The organism is Antarcticimicrobium luteum (genome assembly GCF_004358185.1).
Taxonomy (GTDB): Bacteria; Pseudomonadota; Alphaproteobacteria; order Rhodobacterales; family Rhodobacteraceae; genus Antarcticimicrobium; species Antarcticimicrobium luteum.
This window is the reverse complement of the sequence record NZ_SMUV01000047.1, coordinates 16,759-37,740: the sequence shown is the minus strand read 5'-3', so window position 1 is coordinate 37,740 and position 20,982 is coordinate 16,759. Positions and strand designations below refer to the sequence as shown.

The window sequence follows — 20,982 nt, the reverse complement described above, 5'->3', positions numbered from 1 at the left end:
AGGGAGCATCAAGTCATGACTGTCACCTATTCCGAATGGAAAGAGCGCGCCGCTGCGCTGGCGCCTGAAACCCGGATGTACATCGACGGCAGGTTCGTCGAGGCCGCTTCGGGCGCCCGGTTTGAAACGATCAACCCGGCCAATGGCGCGGTGATCGCAGAGGTCGCCCGCGGCGGGCCGGAGGATGTGGACCGCGCCGTCGCCGCCGCCCGCAAGGCGTTCAGATCCGGCGTCTGGTCGCGGATGGAGCCGCAGGGGCGGATGGCGGTGATGCGCCGCTTTGCCGACCTTATCGAGGAAAACGCCGAGCAATTCGCCCTGCTGGACACGCTCGACATGGGCAAGCCGATCACGGACATGATGGAGATCGACATCCCCGGATCGCTGTCCGCCTTCCGCTTTTTCGGCGAGGCGATCGACAAGATCGAAGGCGCGGTGACGGCGACCAATGCCGATGCGCTGCACTACATCCTGCGCCAGCCGCTGGGGGTCTGCGGCATCGTGGTGCCATGGAACTATCCGCTGATGATGGCGGCGTGGAAACTGGCGCCGGCGCTGTCCTGCGGCAACTCCGTGGTGCTGAAACCGGCCGAGCAATCGCCGCTCTCGGCGCTGCTCCTGGCGCGGCTCTTCTCCGAGGCGGGCGGACCGGACGGCGTGTTCAACGTGATCACCGGCTACGGCGAGGAAGCCGGCAAGCCGCTGGCGTTGCACATGGATGTGGACAAGATCGGCTTCACCGGCTCGGGCGAGGTGGGCAAGCTGATGATGATCTACGCCGGCCAGTCCAACATGAAGCGGGTCACCACCGAATGCGGAGGCAAGTCGCCGCAGATCGTGCTGGCCGATTGCGAGGATCTGGAAAAGGCCGCGACCTATGGCGTCGCCGGCATCTTCGGCAACCAGGGCGAGGTCTGCTCTGCCGGCTCGCGCCTGCTGGTGGAGCGGTCGGTCTATGATGACTATGTCGCGCTGTTCACCGAGGCGGCCAAGACCATGCATCAGCCCGGCGATCCGCTGGACCCGGCAACGACGATGGGGCCGCTGGTCACCCCCGAACAGCAAAGCCGCGTGCTGGGATATATCGAGACGGGCAAGGCCGAGGGGGCGACGCTGGCCTTTGGTGGCGGCGTGCCGGCCGCGCTCAATTCCGGCTGCTATGTGGAACCCACCCTGTTCACCGAGGTGACGAACCGCATGACCATCGCGCAGGAGGAGATATTCGGCCCTGTCGCCTCGATTATTCCGGTGGACGATCTGGATCACGCGATCGAGGTGGCCAACGACACGATCTACGGGCTGGCCGCCTCGGTCTGGACCTCGAACGTGAAGCGGGCGCACCGGTTTGCCCGCGACATCGAGGCCGGGATCGTCTGGGTCAACGCCTATGAGGCCGGGGATGCGACCACACCCTGGGGCGGATTCAAGCAATCGGGCAACGGGCGGGACAAGTGCCTGGAGGCGATCACCCAATATACCCAGACGAAATCCGTCTGGGTCGAGCTCGGCTGAGGCCGCTGACCGGAGGAAACGATGCGTATCTGCATTCTGGAGACTGACCGGCCGAACGCCGCGCTGCTGCCGGCGCACGGCACATATGCCGAAATGTTCGAGCGCTGGCTGCGCCCGGTGCTGCCGGAGGCCGCATTCACTCGCGTCCATGTCTGCGGCGGCGCGCCGCTGCCCGAGGAGGTCGGGCGCTTTGATGCCTATCTGGTCACCGGCTCACGCGCAGGGGTCTATGAGGATCATGCCTGGATCGCACCGCTGATCGCGTTCTTGCAGCGGTTGCGGGCGGCGAAAAAACCACTGGCGGGGGTCTGTTTCGGCCACCAGATCATGGCGCAGGCCTTTGGCGGCGCCGCGCGCAAATCCGACGGCGGCTGGGTGCTGGGCCGGTTGAAACAGGAACTGACCGGTGAGGGCGAAGCGTTGTTCGGCGAGGGGCCGCTCTGGCAGCTGTCGATCCACCAGGATCAGGTGGTGGAGCTGCCGCCGACCGCGCGGCGGCTGGTGAACGACCGGCTCTCGCCCAACGGGGCGCTGCTCTACACCGATTTTCCGGCCATGTCGGTGCAGTTCCACCCGGAGTTCGGCCCGGCCTATCTGGGCGATCTGATCGATCTTTTCGCCGGCGGCCGGCTGCCCGGCGAACAGGCGCTGACGGCCAGGGCGGGGCTGGGCGGGCCGCTCGACGGTGACCGGGTGGCGCGCGGCGTTGCGGATGTGCTGCGCGCGCGGGTATTCAGAATGGCATGAAACTCGGCCCGACCCTCGTACTGCGCCAGCGGACCCAGCTCAAGCTGGGTCAGGAGCTGCAGCGCGCGATCGGGTTCATGGCGATGGACAATCTCGAACTGGCGCGCTGTCTGGAGGAGGCCGCGGCAGAGAACCCGTGGTTGTCTTTGCGGCTGCCGCCGGTGCTGGACCGCGGTGCGCCGGATGCGGTGGCGGCGGCCGAAGGGGTCTCTCTGATCGCCCATGTTCTGGCGCACATGCCCGGACTGGTGCCCGCGACTGCGGATCGCCGCATCGCCCTGGCGCTGGCCGAGGAGCTGGACGACAGCGGCTTTCTCTGCCGCCCTCTTCCCGAGATTGCGCAGCGGTGCGGCGTTCCGTCGGCGCGGGTCGAGGCGGTGCTGGCACAGCTGCAGCGGATAGAGCCGCGCGGCCTGTTCGCCCGCTCGCTCTCCGAATGCCTGTCGCTGCAGTTACCGGACGTGGAGGCGCGGGAGGACCGGATGCGCCGGCTGCTTGACGCGCTGCCGGCGCTCGCGCGCGGCGGACCGGCTGCGTTGGCGCGGGACAGTGGGCTGCCTGAGGGGGAAGTGGCCGCGTTGCTGGCCCGGCTGCGCAGGCTCGATCCGCGACCGGCCGGCGCCTTTGTCTGCGCGCCTGCTCGGGTGCGGGTTGCCGATCTCTTGTTTCGGCCGGCCCGCAACGGCTGGTGCGCGGAACTGAACCCGGAAACCACGCCGTCGGCCCGCCTTGCGGACCCGGGGTCGGCGGCGGTTCCGCGGGGCTCGGCGCTGTCCCGGGCCCGAGGCGAGGCGCGCAGCCTGATTGCCGCGCTGGAGCGGCGCAACGCATCGCTCCTTGCGCTGGGGCGGGTCCTGGCGCGCGAACAGGCGGGTTTCCTCAGCGAGGGGGCGATCGCGCAACGCCCGTTGACCAGACGCGCGGTGGCGCGCGAACTGGGCCTGCACGAAAGCACCGTGGGCCGGATGGTCGATGTCGGTGCTGCGGCGACCCCGTCGGGCACGTTGCCCCTCCGCCGGTTCTTTTGCCATGAGGTGCGCCGGGGCGGGGACGGCGGTGCCAGCGCCCCGGCGTTGATGGCGCGCATCGCCGAGATTGTCGCGGACGAACCGCCCGGCGCGCCGCTCACGGATGGGCAGATCGCGGCGCGGCTGACCGCCGAGGGCCTGGCGGTTTCGCGCCGGGTCACGGCCAGTTTGCGCACGCGGGCCGGGCTTGGAAACCGGGCGGCGCGGCGGCGGAAGGCGCCCGGCTCCCGGTCCTGAACCCGTGTCGCATTTCTCAGGCGGCCGCCCGGCCAGGCGTCGTTTCATGGTCGGGATCAGCGTCTGCCGACCGTCTGAAGGTAAATTGCCGGGAGTGGCCTGGTGCGCCGGTATTAAAGCTGGACCCAGCCCTCGGGCGGCTTGCCCTTGCCGGGGTGAACGCTGCCGCAGTTCGGGCAGGTGCGGGCCTCGATGTCCTCGTGGAAAGCGTCGTAGACCTTGGGCAGTTCGCTGACGATGCCAGAGGCGGATTCCAGCGTGACCTCGTGGCGATGCACCAGCGCGTTGCAGTCAAAGCAGTACCACTCGAAACCTTCGGTCATGCCCGGCAGGCGCGGCGCCTCGACGACGATCCCGATGGAGCCTTCCTGTGGCCGCTGCGGCGCGTGACGCACATGCGGCGGCAGCATGAAGACCTCGCCTTCGCGCACCGGGACGTCGTAAATCTCGCCGCCGTCGGCGATCTTCAGAACCATGTCGCCCTTCTGCTGAAAGAACCATTCGGGGACCGGATCATCGTGGAAATCCATCCGGGTGTTGGGGCCGCCGACAACCATCACGATCATCTCTGAATCCGTATGCAGCAGCTTGTTTCCGACCGGCGGTTTCAACTGGCTGGCGTTTTCCTCGACCCATTTCTTGAAATTGAAGGCATGCAGCTTGGGGTGCTGGTTCATGGACGTCGTCTCCCTCGTTTCAGTGCGTCGTTTCGGCGCTGTCATTGAATACCCTGTACCAGCCATCAGGAACATCGATGGTAATGAATACGGCTATCCATTTGTGGAATACCTGACGGCCGCTCAATGGAAGATCACTGCGGTTCCGGCGAATGCGACAAGCACCGCCAGGGCGATGCGGGGACCAGGCGGCGCCTCGGTGCGGAACAGAAATCCGGCAATCGCGACGGTGAAGAGGATGTCGAGAGACCCCAGCAGTGCGACGGTGGCAACCTCGGTTTCGAGCAGGGCGAGAAATTGCAGCGTCTGCCCGGCGGCCAGCGTCACGGCGGCGGTCCATTGCCATGGGCCCCGGTCTTCCAGCAGCCCGGGACGCGTTGACGGGCGCGCGGCGCGGAACATTCGCGCGCCGAGGAACCACAGCGCCCCGGCGGCGGCGCCGAGGAAGGTGCCCAGAAGCGGATCCGGCCAAAGGTCCAGCCCGAGGCGGCGCAGCGCATAGGCGAGGGCATAGGCACCCGCAGAGGCCACGGCGATGGCATGTCCCGAGACGCGGGAGGCATCCGGCCGGGCGGCGGTGCCGGGCGTGCGCGGCGTCAGGCTCAGCAGGACGCCGCCCAGGATCAGGACCGCCCCGGGATAGACGGCGGGATCGGGCAACTCCGACAAGAGCAGAAACCCGACCGGCAGCGCAAAGACCGGGATCAGGCGACGGTAGAGGCTGGTTCGGATCGCTCCGATCCGCACCGACGCGGCATACATCCCATATCGCCCGAGGACCATCGAGGCGACGCCCGACAACAGAAAGAGGATGATCGCTGTCGCCGCCTGCTGCAAGGGAAGGTCGGGAAGAACCCGGCGACCGAAGAGCAGCCAGAGCGCGAGGGATCCGGCGGCGGTAACGAGGATGGACAGAAACAACCCATTGTCGGCGCGCGCCGTCCGTCCGCCGCGCGCGATGGCGGCGCCGGCAAGCCCGTAGAAGGCCGCCGAGACGATAGCCAGCGCTTCGCCTGTCATGTCTCTGCGCTCCGGCCGGTTGCTTTCAGGACGTCGCGGCGACCTTGTCGGCGTCGGCAAAGCCGGCAACGCCGCCGTTGCCCTTCCCGACAAGGGTGCAGCCTGCCGGCGCGTCGATGTCGGTCAGGGCGACATCGCCGGAGAACAGCGCCTTGACCGAGCCGACCTTCAGCCGGACCCTGGCCGACATCTCGGTGTCCGAGCTCTTGATCACCTCCTGGCAGCCGGGAATGCAGGCTTGCAGAACCTCGGCATCGTTCAGTGCGGTCCAGACCACCTCGCGGGGGGGCCGGATGATGTATTCGCCGGAGATTTCCATGCCGTTTTCCTTCCGGGTCAGAGCTTGAGGCCGCAGCCGTCGAACGCCTCGCGGGTGCGGACCTTTTCCTCGTCGGTGAGTTGCAGCAGGGGCGCGCGGACTGGTCCGCCCACCTGACCGAGCAGATCCTGCCAGTACTTGCTGTGCGCCTGCGGCTTGCCGCCGGGGCGGGTGCTCCTGATTGCCTCGCGGACCGGATCGAGGCTGTCGCGCAGTTTGCGCGCCTCTTCGAAACGGCCGGCAAAGGCCAGTTCGGTGTAGGCCTGCATCCGCCGGTCCGCCTTGGTCTGCAGCAGGTAGGGCGGCGCCGAGCAGAGATAGAGTTTCCAGTCCAGTTCCTCGATGTTGTCGAGCCATTCCTCTTCGGAGGCGGTGGAGACCTGGATCTTGTCACCGACCATTCTGGACAGGCGAACGTACATTTCGCGCGGGACCGAGTATTTGATGGCGACGATATTGGGCAGCTCCGCCACCCGCGCGCAAAGCTCGGGGCTCATCAGATAGCCGCTGTCGGGGTGGCTCCACATCGCGATGCCGATGTCGACCCGGTCGCAAAGCTCCTTGTAGTAGTTGAACACCGTGTCGTCCTGGTCCGAGATGAAATGCAGCACCGGCGCATGCACCACAACGTAGTCCGCGCCGCAGTCCTGCGCGTGTCGGGCCAGCTCGACCACGGTGTCGAAATTCTGGTCCGAGGCAGACATGATGGTGCCGGCCTTGCCGTCGCATTCCTCGACGGCGATCTCGAAGTTGCGCTTGCGCTCTTCCAGACTCATCGAAAAGAATTCGCCCTGCTTTCCGGCGATGAACAGGCCCTGGATGCCCAGGTCATCGACCCAGTGCCGGATGTTGCTGCGCAGCCCCTCCTCGTTGAACGTGCCGTCCTGATGGAACGGGTTGAGGGCGGCGGCCCAGATCCCGCGCATATGTTCGCGGGCGTAATCCTTGGCGTCGAGTTTCGAATATTTCATGACGTCTTCTCCTCTTCGGCCGCTCGAATAGCACGCCACAGGGTTTCGCTTGTCAGTGGCAGGTTCAGATCGCTCACGCCCAGCGGGCGCAGCGCGTCGATTGCCGCGTTGAGGATCGCCGCCGGCGCGCCGATGGTTCCGGCCTCGCCGACGCCCTTGGCGCCGAGCGCGTTCATCGGGCTGGGGGTGGTCGTTTTAAGAAGCGTCAGCGGCGGCACGTCGCTGCAGCGCGGAACTGCGTAATCCATGAAGGAGCCGGTCAGAAGCTGGCCATTTTCGTCATAGACGACCCGCTCCATCAGGGCCTCGCCCAGGGCTTGGGCGAAGCCGCCGGTCAGCTGCCCCTCGACCATCATCGGGTTGATGATCAGGCCGGTATCGTCGACGCAGACCGCGCGCTCGAGCGTCGGCGCTCCGGTGTCTCGGTCGACCGAGAGGACAATGAGAAAGGCGCCGTAACCCCAGGCCTGCCCCTTGTTCGCGTAGCGGATTTCTTCGGTGATCGGCAGGGGGTCGCCCGCCCGCTGCCGCGCCGCAAGCTTTTCGCAGGCCAGCAGAACCGCGCTGCCGCCGATGGGGGTGCTGCGGCTGGCCAGGGCGCCGATGCCCTCGGGGCAGGTCGCGGTATCGCCAAAGGTGACCTCGATCCGCCCCGGCTCGATGCCGAGCGCATCCGCCGCGATCTGGGCAAAGGCGGTCGCGCGCCCGTGCCCCTGCGAGGAACTGCCGCTTTGAACCGATGCGCTGCCGTCAGCGTTCAGGGTCGCCCGCGCGGTTTCCCATCCGCTGCCGGAGGGCTCCACATAAAAGCCGATCCCGATGCCGACCAGTTCGCCCGCCGCCCGTCGCCGGTCCCGGTCATCGCAGAGGGCGGCGTAGTCGACCTGAGCTTCGAGCAGGTCGAGCGCGGCGGCGTAGTCTCCGGAATCCAGGGTATTTCCGGTCGGCGTCTCGAACGGGAGATCCTCCGGCCTCAGCAGGTTTCGGCGGCGCAGCTCGAACGGGTCGATCCCGGTCTCGGCCGCGGCCTTGTCGATCAGACGCTCCATTAGACAGTTCGCCTCCGGCCGGCCGGCGCCGCGATAGATGCCGGTCAGGCCGGTGTTGTGCATCCAGGCCTGCGTGGTGACCGTCAGGGTGTCGAGGCGATAGCCGCTCGGCAGAACCCGGCCCGCGTTCCAGGCCGTGATCAGCCCGCTGGTGGGAAGCCAATGCCCGACCGGGGTGGCGACCTCTGCGCTCAGCGCGAGGAACCGCCCCTCGCGGTCCAGCGCCAGCCGGCCCCTGCTGGTCACCGCCCGACCGTGCGTCGCCGACAGGAACTCCTCGGACCGGGTCGAGGTCCATCTGATGTCGCGCCGATGGTGGAAGGCGGCCCAGACGGCAAAGACCTCCTCAGGATAGACCGAGGATTTCATTCCGAAGGCGCCGCCCACATCGGGCGAGATCAGCCGAATGCGCGCCCGCGGGAGTCCGAGGATCGCGGCGATGTCGTTGCGGCTGCGGTGCGGGGTCTGGGTCGACAGCCAGACTGTGACGGTCTCGGTCGCAGCATCAAAGGCGACGGCGATGGATCGTGGTTCCATCGGCGAGGGGGCCAGGCGCGGGTGACGGACCTCGCATTCCACGATGCGCTCTGCGTGTTCAAAGGCGCCGGTCACATCGCCCGCCGACCAGGTCTGCTCGGCCGCCAGTCGCGGATCGGGCAGGGGGGCGTCGTCGATCTCCACCCGGACCTGCTCGCACGCGTCGCGTGCGAGCTCCAGATCCCCGGCCAGGATGGCGGCGATGGGCTGGCCGACCGAATGAACCTGTTTCCCGGCGAGGACCGGATAGTCGGGCAGATGCCTGATCGGGATAACCGGATTGACCTGCAGCGCGCCAAGGCCGGTCAGATCCGCGCCGGTGTGCACGCCGGCGACACCGGGCAGATCGGCGGCCATTTCGGTCTCGATGGCGTCGATGGTGCCGGCGGAAACCATGCTGCGCACGACGGCCAGATGCAGCGGGTCGGTCAGTCGCACGTCGTCCGTATAGGTGCCGCGCCCGCTGATCAGCGCCGGATCCTCACGTCGCGCCAGTGGCGATCCGACGAATTTTTCCTTGGGATTGCGCATGGTTGGATGCAGCGCCTTTGAATTCCGTTCGACCGGCATTGGACCAAATCCGCCCCCGCAAACCAAATACAAAGAAGGCAAGTGGGTATAACCAAAGCCGATATGAAATCGATCTGATGTTAAATATGTTTGGGCGCAAAGCGGAGGGCGCGATGAAAATTGCTTTGATCGGCGACGGGGCGATTGCCGGCTATGTCCGGGCGGCGATGGCAAGACAGGACTTGCCGCTCGCGGCCATCGTGCTGCGGCCTGAGCGTCTGGCCGGGGCCGGACGCCCTGCCGGTGTTCCGGCGGTCGCATCGGTCGCGGATCTGCCCGGAGAGGTCACCCATGTCGTTGACTGCGCCGGCCACGAGGGGCTGCGTCAGCATGGGGCGGCGGCGCTGCGCCGGGGGCTGGATGTCATCACCGTCTCGGCCGGGGCGCTGGCTGACAGGGATCTGAGGGACAGCCTCAGGGAAGCCGCTGCAGCGGGGGACAGCCGGCTGCATGTCGCCTCGGGCGCCATCGGCGCGCTGGATGCGTTGCGCGCGGCCCGTCAGGGCAGGTTGGAGCAGGTTCGCTACGTCGGCCGCAAACCGCCGCTGGGCTGGCGCGGGTCGATGGCCGAGGAGGTGCTGAACCTTGCCGACCTCGGCGGCAATCCGCAGGTCCATTTCCGCGGCGATGCGGGGACGGCGGCGCTGCGCTATCCCAAGAATGCCAATGTGGCGGCGGCGGTGGCGCTGGCCGGGATCGGCTTCGACGCCACGCAGGTGGAACTGGTGGCGGATCCGACGGTTGGCGGCAATGTCCACGAAGTGCACGCCTGCGGCGATTTCGGGTCGTTCTCGTTCTCGATTTCCGGCAATCCGCTACCGGACAACCCCCGCAGCTCGGCGTTGGCGGCGATGAGTATCGTGGCCGCCTTGCGCGGCGCCCGGGATACCATCGTGATCTAGGAGGACGACATGGCCACTGGACATACCCGGATCGTGGAGCGGGTCTTGACGCGGCTGAAGCTGAAGCAGCTGCGCCTGCTGGTCGCTGTCGGCAAGCACCGGTCGATCCAGAACGCCGCGCGCGAGCTCAACGTCTCGCAGCCGGCGGCGACCAAGATGATCAAGGATCTGGAACTCGACTTCGAGGTGCAGCTCTTCGAGCGCACCAACCGGGGGGTCGTGCCGACACCGCATGGCGAGGCGCTGATCCGTCACGGCAAGCTGATCTTTGCGCAGGTGTCGAACGCGGCGCAGGAACTGGACGACCTCAAGGAGGGGAACGAGGGCCGGGTCGTGGTGGGCACGCTGTTGGCGGCCTCATCGCATCTTTTGCCGCTGGCCATCGAGCGTCTGATCGAGGCGCGGCCGAAAGTGGCGGTGAAGATCGTCGAGGGCACCAATGAGGCGCTGATGCCGGCGCTGCGCTCGGGCGAGATCGATGTCGTCGTCGGGCGGCTGCCGACCCATCGGCACCGGAGCGAGATCGACCAGATCGCGTTGTTTGACGAAAGGATCCTGGCGGTGGCCGGCCCTGACCATCCGCTGGCCGGGCGCCAAGAGGTTGGCTTCGACGACCTCAAACCCTTTGGCTGGATCCTGCCGCCGTTCGAAACCTCGCTGCGGCGCCAGATCGACCAGTTCTTCATCAACCAGGGACAATACGCGCCCTCGGTGTCGATCGAGTCGGTGTCCTATCTGGCGAACCGGACCTTTCTTCAACTGAGAGATTTCATCGGCCTGATGCCCTCTCACGTGGTGGCGCAGGACATCGCCAGCGGGCTGCTTGCCAAGATCAACTGGAAGGTACCTTTCGGTGCCGGGCCGGTCGGGATTTCGCTGCGCAAGGCCGAGCGGCTCTCTCCTGCGGGCACCGCGCTGATCGCGCAGCTGCAGGAGATCGCAAAGGCGATGTGAGCCTAGACCGCGATGAGGTCGAGCAGGGCGCGCGACAGCGCGGTGTTGTCGTCGCACAGGTCGAGGATCACATCGAAATGGTTGCGCCCCGGAATGCACAGGCGGCGCGTCCGCGCGCCGCTGTCGCCCCATGCCTGGGCAAAGGCATCGGATTGACGGATGAATCCGGGCGCCTCGGTTTGCGCACGCGCGACGAACATCGGCGCCGGATCGCGGGGCAGGTGGCGCAGCGGGCTCAGCGCCGCCTCGTCCTCGGGGCTCAGATTCAGCCACGATTGCGGGGGCGCGCGGCGGATCGGCGCCAGGTCGAACAAGCCGCTGATCGGCATGACACCGGCCAGCGGGCGGTCGGGCAGATCGAACTCAGCCTGCCAACCACCTGCGGCCAGCGCGGCGGCGGGATGGCCGCCCGCCGAGCTGCCGACCACATGGATGCGCTGCCGATCAAGGCCGAGCGCCGGGGCCTCTTGCCAGACATGGGCCAGCATCGCCCGCATCTGGCGGTTGATCTCGGCCAGCGTCGCCCGGGGGGCGAGCGTATAGTCCGGCGTGATGGTGGCAATGCCGTGGCGCGCCAGCATCGGGGCGGGAAAATGGGAATGCCGCCGCGACAGCGCCCGCCAATACCCGCCATGGATGAAGATTACCGCCGGGGCGTTTCCATCCGCAGGGCCCAGCAGGTCGAAACCTTCGCCACAGGGGTCATAGACCACATTGGCGCGCCTCATGTGCTCGGACGCCGCCGCTTGCGAACAGGAGAGATAGCGCGCGATGATGTCGTCGAATGCCCCCTGGCTGACCGTCGCGCGGGCGTCGTAGTCGGTATCGAGTTGCGCGGCATCGATCGCGGCATCGAAGCCGCCGTGCGGATGGATCTGGGGCCGGTTTTCCATGTAAGACGCCGATACAGCCCTGGATCAGCTCCTGATCCCGGTCCAGCGCGGCATTGTCACCGGACCAGGCCAGACGGCCTTTTTCCAGGACATAGTGACGATCGGCCAGCCGCTTGAGGACAGCCAGGTTCTTGTCGATCAGCAGGATCGATTGCCCGTCCTGTTTAGGTGGGTGATGACATCCCGGATCTCTTTGCGGATCACCGGGGCCAGCCCCTCTGTCGCCTCGTCGAGGATCGGAAGATGGGGGTTCGTCATCAGGGCGCGGCCGATGGCAAGCATCTGTTGTTCGCCGCCCGAGAGCGTGCCGGCGCGCTGCGAGGCGCGCTCTTCCATCCGGGGAAACAGGTCATTGACCCGCCGCGGCGTCCATGGGTTTTCGCGATCATGCCGGTTCGCCGCGGTCGCCACGAGATTCTCGCGCACCGTCAGGTTCTGGAAGATCTGCCGGCCTTCGGGCACCAGGCCGGCGCCGAGGCGCGCCACCCGTTCGGGCGTCGCGCCGGTGGCCGCCCGGTCCTGGCCAAGACAGGTTCGAGTCCATCCGACACCACCGTGTCCAAGCATCCCGGTGCGCGTGGGCTGCTCTGTTCTGCAGGTCCCGGCGGTGACGCCGGTTTCCTCTCGGCCGGAACCGCGCTCGGAGGAGGCACGTCACAGGTGCCTTCTCATCGTTTTTCGCACCGGGTCGCCTGACCCGCCGGGGCGGTGCCTCAGCGCGCCAGACCCAGCTCTTGCAGATAGGCGGCCGAGGGCAGGATGCCGCCCTTGTCGCGCAACTCCAGGATCAGGCGCGGTCGGTCGCCCAGTGGTGCCAGCGCGGCAAAAATCGCATGCCAGTTCACCGTTCCCTTGCCGACCGCCCAATGCCGGTCGGCAAAACCGTCGGCGTCCTGAAGGTGCACATGGTGAAGCTGCTCACCTGCGCGGGTGATGTAATAGTCGACCGGCGGCGCCCCGGTCGAACCGTGGGCGTAGTGCGCATGGCCGGTATCGACCGAGACCCTGACCGCCGGGCTGTCAAAGCTTTCGGCCAGCAGGCAACGGTCATCGGTGTCCTTGTCCTCGATGTTTTCGAGCACCATCGTCACGTTCGCCGACTCGGCCCGCGCGATCACCGGGTCAAGCGTGGCATGGGTCAGGTCGACCACCTGCTGGCGGGCGTCCGGCAGGTTGTCGCGGTTGTTGTAGTGCCAGGTGGAATAGGGGCTGTGGATCACCATCTGGGTCGCGCCCAGGGCCTCGCATACCGCCAGGCCCTGTTCCATGCGCCGGGTGACGATGGCGCGGATGTCCGGATCCTGACTGGCAAGGCCAAAGCCCCAGAAGGGGCCATGAATGCCAAGCCGGCCGGCATAGCCGTCCAGCAGCGCCTTGGCCCGGTCCACGCGCGCCTCCCAGTCGCCGTTCAGCACATCGACCATCACGAAATCCTGGATTTCCAGGTCGCGCTGATCGGCGATGATCCAGTCCTTGTAAAGTTCGAGGGACGCAAGCGGTATGGCTGCGCCGAGAAGTGGCAGATCGGTCATTTGGGGATCATCCTGTCGTGTTGATTGCGCCGCCGGCGCGTCTTTGCAGATGGCTGGGAATTAGGCGTCGGGCATGACAGCGGTATGACATTTTCCATCCGATTTCGCCCTGGGGCGCATGTCATTCTCTCTTCAGGAAACGGTCACCCGACTGTCATCTGAGCGCGGTTTAAAGCGGCTGCAAACGTCATCCGGTGGCCGCGCCCCATGCACCGCCGCGGTTTGTTTCATCGCTGACAACGAACGGGAATCTCGACATGCTCAACCTCAACCGCCGCCAGGCGATCAGCCTTTTCGGTGCAACCGCCGGGGGGCTCGTGCTGCCCGGGTATCTGCGTGCACAGGGCGCCCGCCCCTCTGTCACGGTCGCCGTCCAGAAGATCACGATCAACAACACGCTCGACCCCTGGCGCGAACAGTCCAACGTCGGCGAGCGGGTGCTCTACCCCAATCTCTGGGAGGGGCTGATCCTGCGCGACTGGATGGGCGATCAGGGACCGGTTCCCGGCCTGGCCACAGAATGGCACCGCATCGACGACAAGACGCTGGAACTCAAGCTCCGCAAGGGCGTCAAGTTCCACAACGGCGACGAGATGACCGCCGAGGACGTCGCCTTTTCCTTCTCGCCCGAGCGCGTGTTCGGCGATACCCAGCCCGCCGGGGGCCAAACCATCTATTCCGAGAATTACACGCCCGAGACCGCCAAGGACATCCCGGCCTCGCTGCCGGGTGTCGGGCGCCGCAAATGGCCTGCCCTCGCCGGGGTCGAGATCGTCGACAGGTACACCGTGCGCTTTCACAACGCCACGCCCGACGTGACGATGGAGGGCCGCCTCTATGCCGGCGGCAGCCAGATCCTGAACCGCCGCGCCTGGGATGAGGCCGCCACGTATAACGAATGGGCGACCAGGCCGATCACCACCGGCCCCTATTTCGTCGAGGATCACCGCCCCGACGTGTCGTTGACCTATCGCGCTTTCGACGACTACTGGGGCGGCCGCCCGCCGCTGGAACGGATCACCTTCGTCGAGGTTCCCGAAGTGTCGAGCCGTGTGAACGGGCTGCTGTCCGGCGAATACGATTTCGCCTGCGACCTGCCGCCCGACCAGATCGGCGGCGTCATGAACGCCCCCGGCTTCGAGGTGCAAAGCTCGACCATCTGGAATCACCGGGTCTCCTGTTTCAATACCGAACATCCGGTCCTGGCCGATCCGCTGGTGCGCCGCGCCATGACGCATTCGATCGACCGCGACGCCATTGTCGCCGCGCTCTGGGGCGGTATGACCAAGGTGCCGGCCGGCCTGCAATTCGAGAGCTTTCGCAGCTCGGACATGTTCATCGAGGGCTGGACCGCGCCGGAATACAACCCGGAGCTGGCCCGCGGCCTGCTGAAACAGGCGAATTACAAGGGCGACCCGATCCCCTTCCGCCTGCTCAACAACTACTACATCAATCAGGTCTCCAACGGTCAGATCATGGTCGAGATGTGGAAGCAGGTCGGCCTGAACGTCGAGATTGAAATGAAAGAGAACTGGGGCCAGATCCTCGACGCCTCGACCACCCGCGGCATCCGCGACTGGTCGGCCTCCAACACGATCAACGACCCGATCACCCCCATGGTGGTGCAGTTCGGCCCCAACGGTTCGATCCAGCAATACAAGGAATGGACCAACGTCGAGCTGAACGAGCTGTCGCAGGTCATGGAGACCTCGACCGACCACGCCAAGCGCAAGAAGGCGATCGCCCGGATGCTGGAAATCGCCGAACGCGAGGATCCCGCCTACCAGATGCTGCACCAGAATGCGGTGTTCACCGGAATGCGCTCGGAGTTGAACTGGAAGGCCGCCCCGGCCTTCGCCATGGACTTTCGCGGCCCGAACTGGGCGACAAACGACGGCTGACACCCCGGCCCGATCTCGCCCCGGCGGCCGCTCCGGCCGCCGGGGCTTTCCGTTCCCGCCGGGCGGAACGGCTGCGATCTGGAACGAAAGGACTACACATGGCCAATCTAGTCGAGATCCGCGGGCTTCGCGTCGCCTTTGACGGCATGCCGGTGCTGCACGGAATCAATATGGATGTCGCCCCGGGCGAGGCCCTGGGCCTTGTCGGGGAAAGCGGTTGCGGGAAATCCGTCACCTGGCTGGCGGCGTTGGGGCTGCTGCCCTCCAAGGCACACGTCACCGGATCGGTGCGGCTCCAGGGGGCGGATCTGTCCGGCGCGCCCCGGGCGCAGCTCGAAGCCGTGCGCGGCAAGCGGATCGCGATGATCTTCCAGGACCCGTCCAGTTCGCTCAACCCGGTGCAGCGGGTGGGCAGGCAGCTTTGCGAGGCGCTGCGCGTCAATCGCGGCCTGACCGGCGCCCCCGCCCGGGCCGAGGCGCTGCGTTTGATGGACCTCGTCGGCATTCCCGATGCGCGGGGGCGGTTCGGGAACTATCCGCACGAGTTCTCGGGCGGCCAGTGCCAGCGGCTGATGATCGCGATGGCGCTGGCGGGCGAACCGGACCTGCTGATCGCGGACGAACCGACCACCGCTCTCGACGCCACCATCCAGGCGCAGATCCTCGATCTGCTTGCGCGGCTGCGGCGCGAAACCGGCATGGCTGTCGTCTTTATCAGCCACGATCTGGGGGCGGTCGCGCAGATCTGCGAGCGGGTCTGCGTCATGTATGCCGGCCGCATCGTCGAACAGGGCGCGGTGACACAGCTGTTCGAGCGGCCGCGCCACCCCTATACGCTTGGCCTTTTCGAGGCGATCCCCCGGCTATACGGCCCGCGCGAGCCGCTCGTGCCGATCCCCGGCACGGTCCCGGATCCGCGCAGGCTGCCCCGGGGGTGCGCCTTTTCACCGCGCTGTGCGCAGGCGCGCCCCTTCTGCCGGGACGAACGGCCGGACCTGCTGGACCAGCAGGACGGTCGGCAGCTGGCCTGCGCCTTTCCGCTGCCGGGTGCCGACCCGGCCAGAGCTGACCGCAAGGAAGGGGTGCTGCAATGACCGATCTTCTCGTCGCCAGGGATCTCGTGCGCATCTATTCCGCCCGCCGCGGACTGTTGGGGAAGGTGTCGCCGGTGCGCGCCGTTGACGGCATCAGCCTGTCCGTCCGGCGCGGCGAGACACTGGGGATCGTCGGCGAAAGCGGCTCGGGCAAGTCGACGCTGGGGCGGATGCTGCTCGGGCTCGATCCTTTGCAGGGCGGCGAGGTGCGCTTTGACGGCGCGCCCCTGCCGCGGGCCCATACCGCCGGGTGGCGTGCCCTTCGGGCGCGGATGCAGATGGTCTACCAGGATCCGCTTGCCGCGCTCGACCGGCGGCTGACCATCGCCACCCAGATCCGCGAACCGCTCGATATTCACGGTGTGGGCGATGCGGCGTCCCGCGCCGTCCGCGTGGACCAGCTGATGCAGGCGGTGGGCCTGCGCCCCGACCAGGCTGACCGCTATCCGCATGAGCTGTCGGGCGGCCAGCGCCAGCGGGTGGTGATCGCCCGCGCACTTGCAACCGGGCCCGACCTGCTGGTCTGCGACGAACCGGTCTCGGCGCTGGACGTGTCGATCCAGGCGCAGGTGGTGAACCTGCTGCGCGACCTGCAGGCCAGGGGCGGGCTGGGCATGGTCTTCATCAGCCACGACCTGAAGGTGGTGCGCAACCTCTGCGACCGCGTCGCGGTGATGTACCTCGGCCGCGTGGTCGAAGAGGGTACGGCCGAGGATCTCTTCGCGGCTCCCCGCCACCCCTATACCCGCGCGCTGATCTCCTCTGTGCCCGAACCGGGCCGACCGCTTGACGGCCGGGTGATCCTTCAGGGCGAACCGCCCGACCCGGCCCGGCGTCCCCCGGGGTGTGCCTTTCACCCGCGCTGCGCGCTGGCAACGGATATTTGCCGCAGCACCGTTCCCCGATTGCGCGCCGCCGGTCCGCACCGCGCCGCCGCCTGCCACCACTGCGACGGGGCGGACACCGCCCGAGCCGCCTGAGGAGCACCCGATGATCCGTTTCGTTTCGATCCGTCTGCTGCGCGCCGCCATCACGGTGCTTGCGGTAATGACCTTCGCCTTCGTGGTCCTGCGTCTCTCCGGCGACCCGGCCGCGGTGCTTCTGGGGCCGGACGTCCCCAAGGATGTCGTCGATGCGTTCCGCGCCGAGTGGCACCTGGACGAGCCGATCTGGCGGCAATACCTGGCCTATATAGAGGCCATCTTCAGTGGCGATTTCGGCCAGTCGATGCGCGACAGGTCGCCGGCGCTGGAACTGGTGCTGGAACGGGTTCCGGCGACGCTGATGCTGACCGTGCCGGCGCTGCTGCTCAAGATCGGGCTGGGCATTCCCGCGGGCATTTACGCCGCGCTCCACCGTGACAGTGCCCTCGATCGCGGGGTGATCCTGTTGGCGATTCTGGGGTTCACCATCCCGTCCTTCGTGATGGGGCTGGTGCTGGTACTGATCTTCGCGGTGACGTGGAACCTGTTGCCCTCGGGCGGCTTTGGCGGCTGGCAGCACGCCATCCTGCCCGCCCTCACCATGTCCATTGGCGGCATCGGCATCCTCGCCCGCTTTTCGCGTTCAGCGATGATCGAGGTGATGGGCCAGCCCTATATCCGCACCGCCTCGGCCAAGGGGGTGAAATGGCGCGACGTGGTGCGCGGCCATGCCCTTCCCAATGCCGCCATTCCCATCGTCACCATCGTCGGTTTCATGGTCGGGGCTCTGATCGCCGGGGCCGTCGTGGTCGAGACGATCTTCTCCTGGCCCGGCATCGGGCGGTTGCTGATCGTGTCGGTCTCGAACCGCGACCTGGCCGTGGTGCAATGCATCCTGCTGCTGATCGCGGCGGTGATGGTGGTATCCAATCTGACAGTCGACCTGCTTTATGGCTGGCTCGATCCCCGCCTGCGCGCCGGCGCCGCACACTGACGCAAGGATACGCCCATGACTTTCGCCAACCCCCTGAATACCGCCGCCTCCGGCGCCCGGCGCCGGCAGCTGTTCGCGCGGGTTCCCCCGGCGGTTGCCTTCGGCCTGTTCTGGCTGGCGCTGATGGTGATCTGCGCCGCCTTCGCCGACCTGCTCCGCCCGTATGACATCACCCGGATGGACCTGGGCGCGCGCCTCGCCCCACCCGGCACGTCCGGGCACTGGTTGGGCACGGACGAGCTGGGCCGCGATGTGCTCTCGCGCCTGATTCAGTCGGTGCGGGTGTCTCTGGTGATTGCCTTCGGCGCCACGATCCTCTCGGCGGTCTTCGGCACGACCCTGGGCTTTCTCGCGGCGCAGTTCCGGGGCGTGGTGGAGCATTTCGTCGTGATGCTGGCCGATTTCCAGGCGGCGTTGCCGTTCCTGATCATGTCGCTGGCTGTTCTTGCCTTCTTCGGCTCGTCCATGGTTCTGCTGGTCTGCCTCATGGGCTTCTACGGGTGGGAGCGCTATGCCCGTATCGCCCGGGGCCTTGCGATTTCGGCCGGGGCACAGGGCTATGCCGCCGCGGTGGTTCAGCTTGGCGCGACCCCGCGACGGGTCTACCTGCACCACATTCTGCCCAACGTGGCCTCGACCCTGATCGTGTCGATGACCCTGACCTTTCCAGAGATCATCCTGATGGAATCGGGCCTGTCCTTTCTCGGCCTCGGGGTGCAGCCGCCCGAATCCAGCCTCGGCAACATGGTCGGCTTCGGCCGCGAATACCTGACCACCGCGCCCTGGGTCATGCTGGCGCCGGCTGCCGCGATCATGCTGACCACGCTCTCTATCTCGCTGGTCGGGGACTGGCTGCGCGACAAGCTCGATCCGACGATCCGCTGATCCGCCGGGCGGGGGGCGTTCGTCATCCGGACCGCAGTCCCGGGGATTCCGGCGGAGGCAGCCCCGCTTGTTGCCTGACGGCGTCACGATAAGAAACCGCCGCCATGCCGGATGTGCGACAACCCCGCCGCGGGCGCAGTCGGGGGGGGCAGGGGCAAAGATGCGTCATCCGGTGAGGCGAGCCGGCCGATACCGTTTCTTCAAGTCGAGCCCGGAGATCATCCAAGCGACTCTTGCGAACAGACTGGCGCAAGACCGCTCCGAACCCGGACCGGGGCGGCTCCGGCCTATTTCAGTCGTTTCGCACTTCGGCCGTCTTCCGCGCCGCTCTGCACAGAGGCGAGGTGGCATTCGGCCAGCCGCCGGGCGGTTCTGGCAAAGCTGGGATCCCGCGAATGCTGGGCCGCAACGATCGCGCCGTCGATGAGCACGGCGAGACTGCGGGCGGTTTCGGTCACATCGGCAATCTTCATCTCCATGGCCTGAGCCTTGAGCCAGGTGATGAGGTATTCCTTGTGCAGATCCGCCGCGCGGCGGACCGCGTCGTTGCCGGTGTCGAATTCGGCGACGGCATTGATGAACGGGCAGCCGTAAAAACCCGGATCCGAAAACCACTCTTCCAGCACGTCGAATACCGCCAGAAGGCGCGCCTGCGCCGGGCCGTCGACCTCGGCCAGCCGACCAAAGAACCAGTTGCGCCAGGTTTTCCCCTCGACCTCGAGCACAGCTGAGATCAGATCCTCTTTCGAGCGGAAGTGATGGTAGAGCGTGGCCTTCGCGGTGCCGGCCCGGGACAGGATGGTGTCGATCCCGGTGGCGGCGAAGCCGTGGTTGCAAAACAGGTGGGACGCCGCGCTCATGATCTTGTCACGCGCGGACACCGCAGGAAGGGCTGCAAAGCTCCAGCCGGAAGTGTCCCGCAGGCAAATGTCGTTCAAACCATCGTCCATATCGGCAACGTCTCTCCCAATGCGTCCCATGATGTCCGGCGATCCGGCGGATCCCAAGTCGGCAACAAGACGTCTCTTATATGTTGCCTCCCATATAAAAGGCCGAAAATCAAGACAGATTTGTCTTATTTTTCGAGGCATTTTGATGAGTCGTCCTGCTGCTCCTGCGCGCTCCTGCCGGCGCCGTCGTGATTGGCGATAGGGTGGCGTCGGCACAGGATAGGACGAAAAACCGCTGTAATGCGGGCATTCTACCTGAGTTTTTGCCAAAATAACCAGCAAACCGAGATTATCGCGCATTTCGCGCGGCGCAAGATTGACGCAGGTCGAGAGGATTCGCTGAGATAGACAGAACGGTATGTTCAGTGCCGCTTGATTGACCTGATGCGAGAGGGGATGAAATGATCGTGACGCGATTGAACGAGACTGGCGCAGATCAGGTTGCAGCCGCCTCCGCAGAGTCCACGGTGAAGCCCATCCGGGGCGCGCATGTCGCCATCCGCGCCCTCTCGCATACCTACCGGCGCTCCGATGGGCCGGTCCTGCGGGACATGGATTTCGAGATCCACCAGGGCGAGGTTGTCGCGCTTCTCGGCCGATCCGGGTGCGGCAAGTCCACGCTGTTGCACATGATGGCCGGACTGACCCATCCCAGCGAAGGAGAGGTTGTCATCAACGGTCGCGGGGTCCGCGCGCCCAGCCCGCGCTGGGTGATGATGTTCCAGGCGCCCTCGCTGTACCCCTGGATGACGGTGGCGCAGAACGCGGCGTTGGGGCTGCGGTTTTCCCGCAAGACCAATGAGATAGCCACGCGCGTGCCAGAGGTTCTGGACCTCGTCGATCTGGCCGCCTTTGCCGAACGAAACGCCCAGGACCTGTCGGGTGGGCAGCAACAGCGGGTCGCGCTGGCCCGGTCCCTGGCCACCCGGCCCGAGATGCTCCTGCTCGACGAACCCTTCTCGGCGCTCGACGCGTTCACCCGCCGCTCGCTTCAGCAGGATGTGCGCGAGATCGCCAGGCGCCTGGGCCTGACGATGGTGCTGGTCACACATGACGTCTCCGAGGCGGTTCTGATGGCCGACCGGGTTCTGGTGCTGGACGCCAACCCGGGCCGCGTGGCGCACGATGTCACAATCACGCTGAAGGAGGATGCCCGCCGCGCGGGCTCCGACGCCTTCCAGGAGGAACAGGCCCGGCTGATGCAGCTCTACACCGATGTGGCCCACGGCGACGCCACCACGCCGCTGGGCTGACACGACCCAACACGCCCCGACCACCCGACACAGA

General features: G+C 66.7%; 20 protein-coding genes. 11 read left to right on the top strand and 9 right to left on the bottom strand.

What is annotated here, in order from left to right; all coding sequences use genetic code 11:
* The first annotated feature begins 15 nt into the window (after positions 1-15).
* From E1832_RS03540 to E1832_RS03530, 3 genes are read left to right on the top strand one after another with little or no spacing between them, the layout of a single operon-like run.
* On the top strand, positions 16-1,512 hold the full coding sequence (locus E1832_RS03540; RefSeq protein WP_133358353.1) for an aldehyde dehydrogenase: 1,497 nt from the start codon (positions 16-18) through the stop codon (positions 1,510-1,512).
* Positions 1,513-1,533: 21 nt separating this feature from the next.
* On the top strand, positions 1,534-2,259 hold the full coding sequence (locus tag E1832_RS03535; protein ID WP_133358352.1) for a type 1 glutamine amidotransferase: 726 nt from the start codon (positions 1,534-1,536) through the stop codon (positions 2,257-2,259).
* A complete protein-coding gene (locus E1832_RS03530; protein WP_133358351.1) occupies positions 2,256-3,524 on the top strand; it encodes an RNA polymerase factor sigma-54 in 1,269 nt (422 codons plus the stop codon). Before E1832_RS03535 ends, E1832_RS03530 begins: the two co-directional genes overlap by 4 nt.
* A 113-nt stretch (positions 3,525-3,637) precedes the next feature.
* On the opposite strand, the gene E1832_RS03525 is transcribed toward E1832_RS03530, so the two are convergent.
* The 5 genes from E1832_RS03525 to E1832_RS03505 form a co-directional block, all read right to left on the bottom strand.
* A complete protein-coding gene (locus E1832_RS03525) occupies positions 3,638-4,201 on the bottom strand; it encodes a 3-hydroxyanthranilate 3,4-dioxygenase (RefSeq protein ID WP_133358350.1) in 564 nt (187 codons plus the stop codon).
* 123 nt (positions 4,202-4,324) lie between these two features.
* On the bottom strand, positions 4,325-5,221 hold the full coding sequence (locus E1832_RS03520; protein WP_133358349.1) for a DMT family transporter: 897 nt from the start codon (positions 5,219-5,221) through the stop codon (positions 4,325-4,327).
* 25 nt (positions 5,222-5,246) lie between these two features.
* Positions 5,247-5,540: an SRPBCC family protein gene (locus E1832_RS03515; protein WP_133358348.1), complete on the bottom strand. Its 294-nt coding sequence runs from the start codon at positions 5,538-5,540 to the stop codon at positions 5,247-5,249.
* Positions 5,541-5,557: 17 nt separating this feature from the next.
* Positions 5,558-6,511 carry a dihydrodipicolinate synthase family protein gene (locus E1832_RS03510; protein WP_133358347.1) on the bottom strand — a complete coding sequence of 318 codons (954 nt, stop codon included), beginning with the start codon at positions 6,509-6,511 and terminating at the stop codon, positions 5,558-5,560.
* Positions 6,508-8,628 carry a xanthine dehydrogenase family protein molybdopterin-binding subunit gene (locus tag E1832_RS03505; RefSeq protein WP_133358375.1) on the bottom strand — a complete coding sequence of 707 codons (2,121 nt, stop codon included), beginning with the start codon at positions 8,626-8,628 and terminating at the stop codon, positions 6,508-6,510. The genes E1832_RS03510 and E1832_RS03505 overlap by 4 nt, the downstream gene beginning before the upstream one ends.
* A 152-nt stretch (positions 8,629-8,780) precedes the next feature.
* Here E1832_RS03505 and E1832_RS03500 point away from each other — a divergent pair, with 152 nt between their 5' ends.
* On the top strand, positions 8,781-9,569 hold the full coding sequence (locus tag E1832_RS03500; RefSeq protein ID WP_133358346.1) for an aspartate dehydrogenase: 789 nt from the start codon (positions 8,781-8,783) through the stop codon (positions 9,567-9,569).
* 9 nt (positions 9,570-9,578) lie between these two features.
* On the top strand, positions 9,579-10,523 hold the full coding sequence (locus tag E1832_RS03495; protein WP_133358345.1) for a LysR substrate-binding domain-containing protein: 945 nt from the start codon (positions 9,579-9,581) through the stop codon (positions 10,521-10,523).
* Between the two features lie 2 nt (positions 10,524-10,525).
* On the opposite strand, the gene E1832_RS03490 is transcribed toward E1832_RS03495, so the two are convergent.
* The 3 genes from E1832_RS03490 to E1832_RS03480 form a co-directional block, all read right to left on the bottom strand.
* Positions 10,526-11,416: an alpha/beta hydrolase gene (locus E1832_RS03490; protein WP_133358344.1), complete on the bottom strand. Its 891-nt coding sequence runs from the start codon at positions 11,414-11,416 to the stop codon at positions 10,526-10,528.
* Between the two features lie 138 nt (positions 11,417-11,554).
* Positions 11,555-11,902, bottom strand: a complete 348-nt coding sequence (locus tag E1832_RS03485; RefSeq protein ID WP_342635557.1) for an ATP-binding cassette domain-containing protein — start codon at positions 11,900-11,902, stop codon at positions 11,555-11,557.
* Between the two features lie 227 nt (positions 11,903-12,129).
* Positions 12,130-12,948 carry a sugar phosphate isomerase/epimerase family protein gene (locus E1832_RS03480; protein WP_133358343.1) on the bottom strand — a complete coding sequence of 273 codons (819 nt, stop codon included), beginning with the start codon at positions 12,946-12,948 and terminating at the stop codon, positions 12,130-12,132.
* A gap of 257 nt (positions 12,949-13,205) precedes the next feature.
* On the opposite strand from E1832_RS03480, the gene E1832_RS03475 reads away from it, so the two are divergent.
* From E1832_RS03475 to E1832_RS03455, 5 genes are all read left to right on the top strand, one after another.
* On the top strand, positions 13,206-14,849 hold the full coding sequence (locus tag E1832_RS03475) for an ABC transporter substrate-binding protein (RefSeq protein ID WP_133358342.1): 1,644 nt from the start codon (positions 13,206-13,208) through the stop codon (positions 14,847-14,849).
* A gap of 98 nt (positions 14,850-14,947) precedes the next feature.
* Positions 14,948-15,943 carry an ABC transporter ATP-binding protein gene (locus tag E1832_RS03470; RefSeq protein ID WP_133358341.1) on the top strand — a complete coding sequence of 332 codons (996 nt, stop codon included), beginning with the start codon at positions 14,948-14,950 and terminating at the stop codon, positions 15,941-15,943.
* On the top strand, positions 15,940-16,923 hold the full coding sequence (locus E1832_RS03465) for an ABC transporter ATP-binding protein (RefSeq protein ID WP_133358340.1): 984 nt from the start codon (positions 15,940-15,942) through the stop codon (positions 16,921-16,923). Before E1832_RS03470 ends, E1832_RS03465 begins: the two co-directional genes overlap by 4 nt.
* A gap of 10 nt (positions 16,924-16,933) precedes the next feature.
* Positions 16,934-17,860, top strand: a complete 927-nt coding sequence (locus E1832_RS03460; protein WP_133358339.1) for an ABC transporter permease — start codon at positions 16,934-16,936, stop codon at positions 17,858-17,860.
* Positions 17,861-17,875: 15 nt separating this feature from the next.
* Positions 17,876-18,745, top strand: a complete 870-nt coding sequence (locus tag E1832_RS03455; RefSeq protein WP_133358338.1) for an ABC transporter permease — start codon at positions 17,876-17,878, stop codon at positions 18,743-18,745.
* Positions 18,746-19,032: 287 nt separating this feature from the next.
* Here E1832_RS03455 and E1832_RS03450 read toward each other — a convergent pair whose 3' ends face one another.
* Positions 19,033-19,995, bottom strand: coding sequence for a TetR/AcrR family transcriptional regulator (locus tag E1832_RS03450; RefSeq protein ID WP_133358337.1), 963 nt, complete (start codon positions 19,993-19,995; stop codon positions 19,033-19,035).
* Between the two features lie 107 nt (positions 19,996-20,102).
* Between E1832_RS03450 and E1832_RS03445 the strand changes: the two genes are divergently transcribed.
* Positions 20,103-20,948 (top strand): ABC transporter ATP-binding protein, encoded by an 846-nt coding sequence (locus E1832_RS03445; protein WP_206020994.1) that lies wholly within the window; start codon positions 20,103-20,105, stop codon positions 20,946-20,948.
* Positions 20,949-20,982 lie beyond the last annotated feature (34 nt).

What these genes read in the sequence shown, in the direction of transcription:
- E1832_RS03540 (WP_133358353.1), top strand. Translation starts at nt 16, where the DNA reads ATGACTGTCACCTATTCCGAATGGAAAGAGCGCGCCGCTGCGCTGGCG.
- E1832_RS03450 (WP_133358337.1), bottom strand. Translation starts at nt 19,995, where the DNA reads ATGCGCGATAATCTCGGTTTGCTGGTTATTTTGGCAAAAACTCAGGTA.
- E1832_RS03520 (WP_133358349.1), bottom strand. Translation starts at nt 5,221, where the DNA reads ATGACAGGCGAAGCGCTGGCTATCGTCTCGGCGGCCTTCTACGGGCTT.
- E1832_RS03455 (WP_133358338.1), top strand. Translation starts at nt 17,876, where the DNA reads ATGACTTTCGCCAACCCCCTGAATACCGCCGCCTCCGGCGCCCGGCGC.
- E1832_RS03480 (WP_133358343.1), bottom strand. Translation starts at nt 12,948, where the DNA reads ATGACCGATCTGCCACTTCTCGGCGCAGCCATACCGCTTGCGTCCCTC.
- E1832_RS03460 (WP_133358339.1), top strand. Translation starts at nt 16,934, where the DNA reads ATGATCCGTTTCGTTTCGATCCGTCTGCTGCGCGCCGCCATCACGGTG.
- E1832_RS03505 (WP_133358375.1), bottom strand. Translation starts at nt 8,628, where the DNA reads ATGCGCAATCCCAAGGAAAAATTCGTCGGATCGCCACTGGCGCGACGT.
- E1832_RS03475 (WP_133358342.1), top strand. Translation starts at nt 13,206, where the DNA reads ATGCTCAACCTCAACCGCCGCCAGGCGATCAGCCTTTTCGGTGCAACC.
- E1832_RS03490 (WP_133358344.1), bottom strand. Translation starts at nt 11,416, where the DNA reads ATGGAAAACCGGCCCCAGATCCATCCGCACGGCGGCTTCGATGCCGCG.
- E1832_RS03495 (WP_133358345.1), top strand. Translation starts at nt 9,579, where the DNA reads ATGGCCACTGGACATACCCGGATCGTGGAGCGGGTCTTGACGCGGCTG.
- E1832_RS03465 (WP_133358340.1), top strand. Translation starts at nt 15,940, where the DNA reads ATGACCGATCTTCTCGTCGCCAGGGATCTCGTGCGCATCTATTCCGCC.
- E1832_RS03530 (WP_133358351.1), top strand. Translation starts at nt 2,256, where the DNA reads ATGAAACTCGGCCCGACCCTCGTACTGCGCCAGCGGACCCAGCTCAAG.
- E1832_RS03470 (WP_133358341.1), top strand. Translation starts at nt 14,948, where the DNA reads ATGGCCAATCTAGTCGAGATCCGCGGGCTTCGCGTCGCCTTTGACGGC.
- E1832_RS03500 (WP_133358346.1), top strand. Translation starts at nt 8,781, where the DNA reads ATGAAAATTGCTTTGATCGGCGACGGGGCGATTGCCGGCTATGTCCGG.
- E1832_RS03510 (WP_133358347.1), bottom strand. Translation starts at nt 6,511, where the DNA reads ATGAAATATTCGAAACTCGACGCCAAGGATTACGCCCGCGAACATATG.
- E1832_RS03535 (WP_133358352.1), top strand. Translation starts at nt 1,534, where the DNA reads ATGCGTATCTGCATTCTGGAGACTGACCGGCCGAACGCCGCGCTGCTG.
- E1832_RS03515 (WP_133358348.1), bottom strand. Translation starts at nt 5,540, where the DNA reads ATGGAAATCTCCGGCGAATACATCATCCGGCCCCCCCGCGAGGTGGTC.
- E1832_RS03525 (WP_133358350.1), bottom strand. Translation starts at nt 4,201, where the DNA reads ATGAACCAGCACCCCAAGCTGCATGCCTTCAATTTCAAGAAATGGGTC.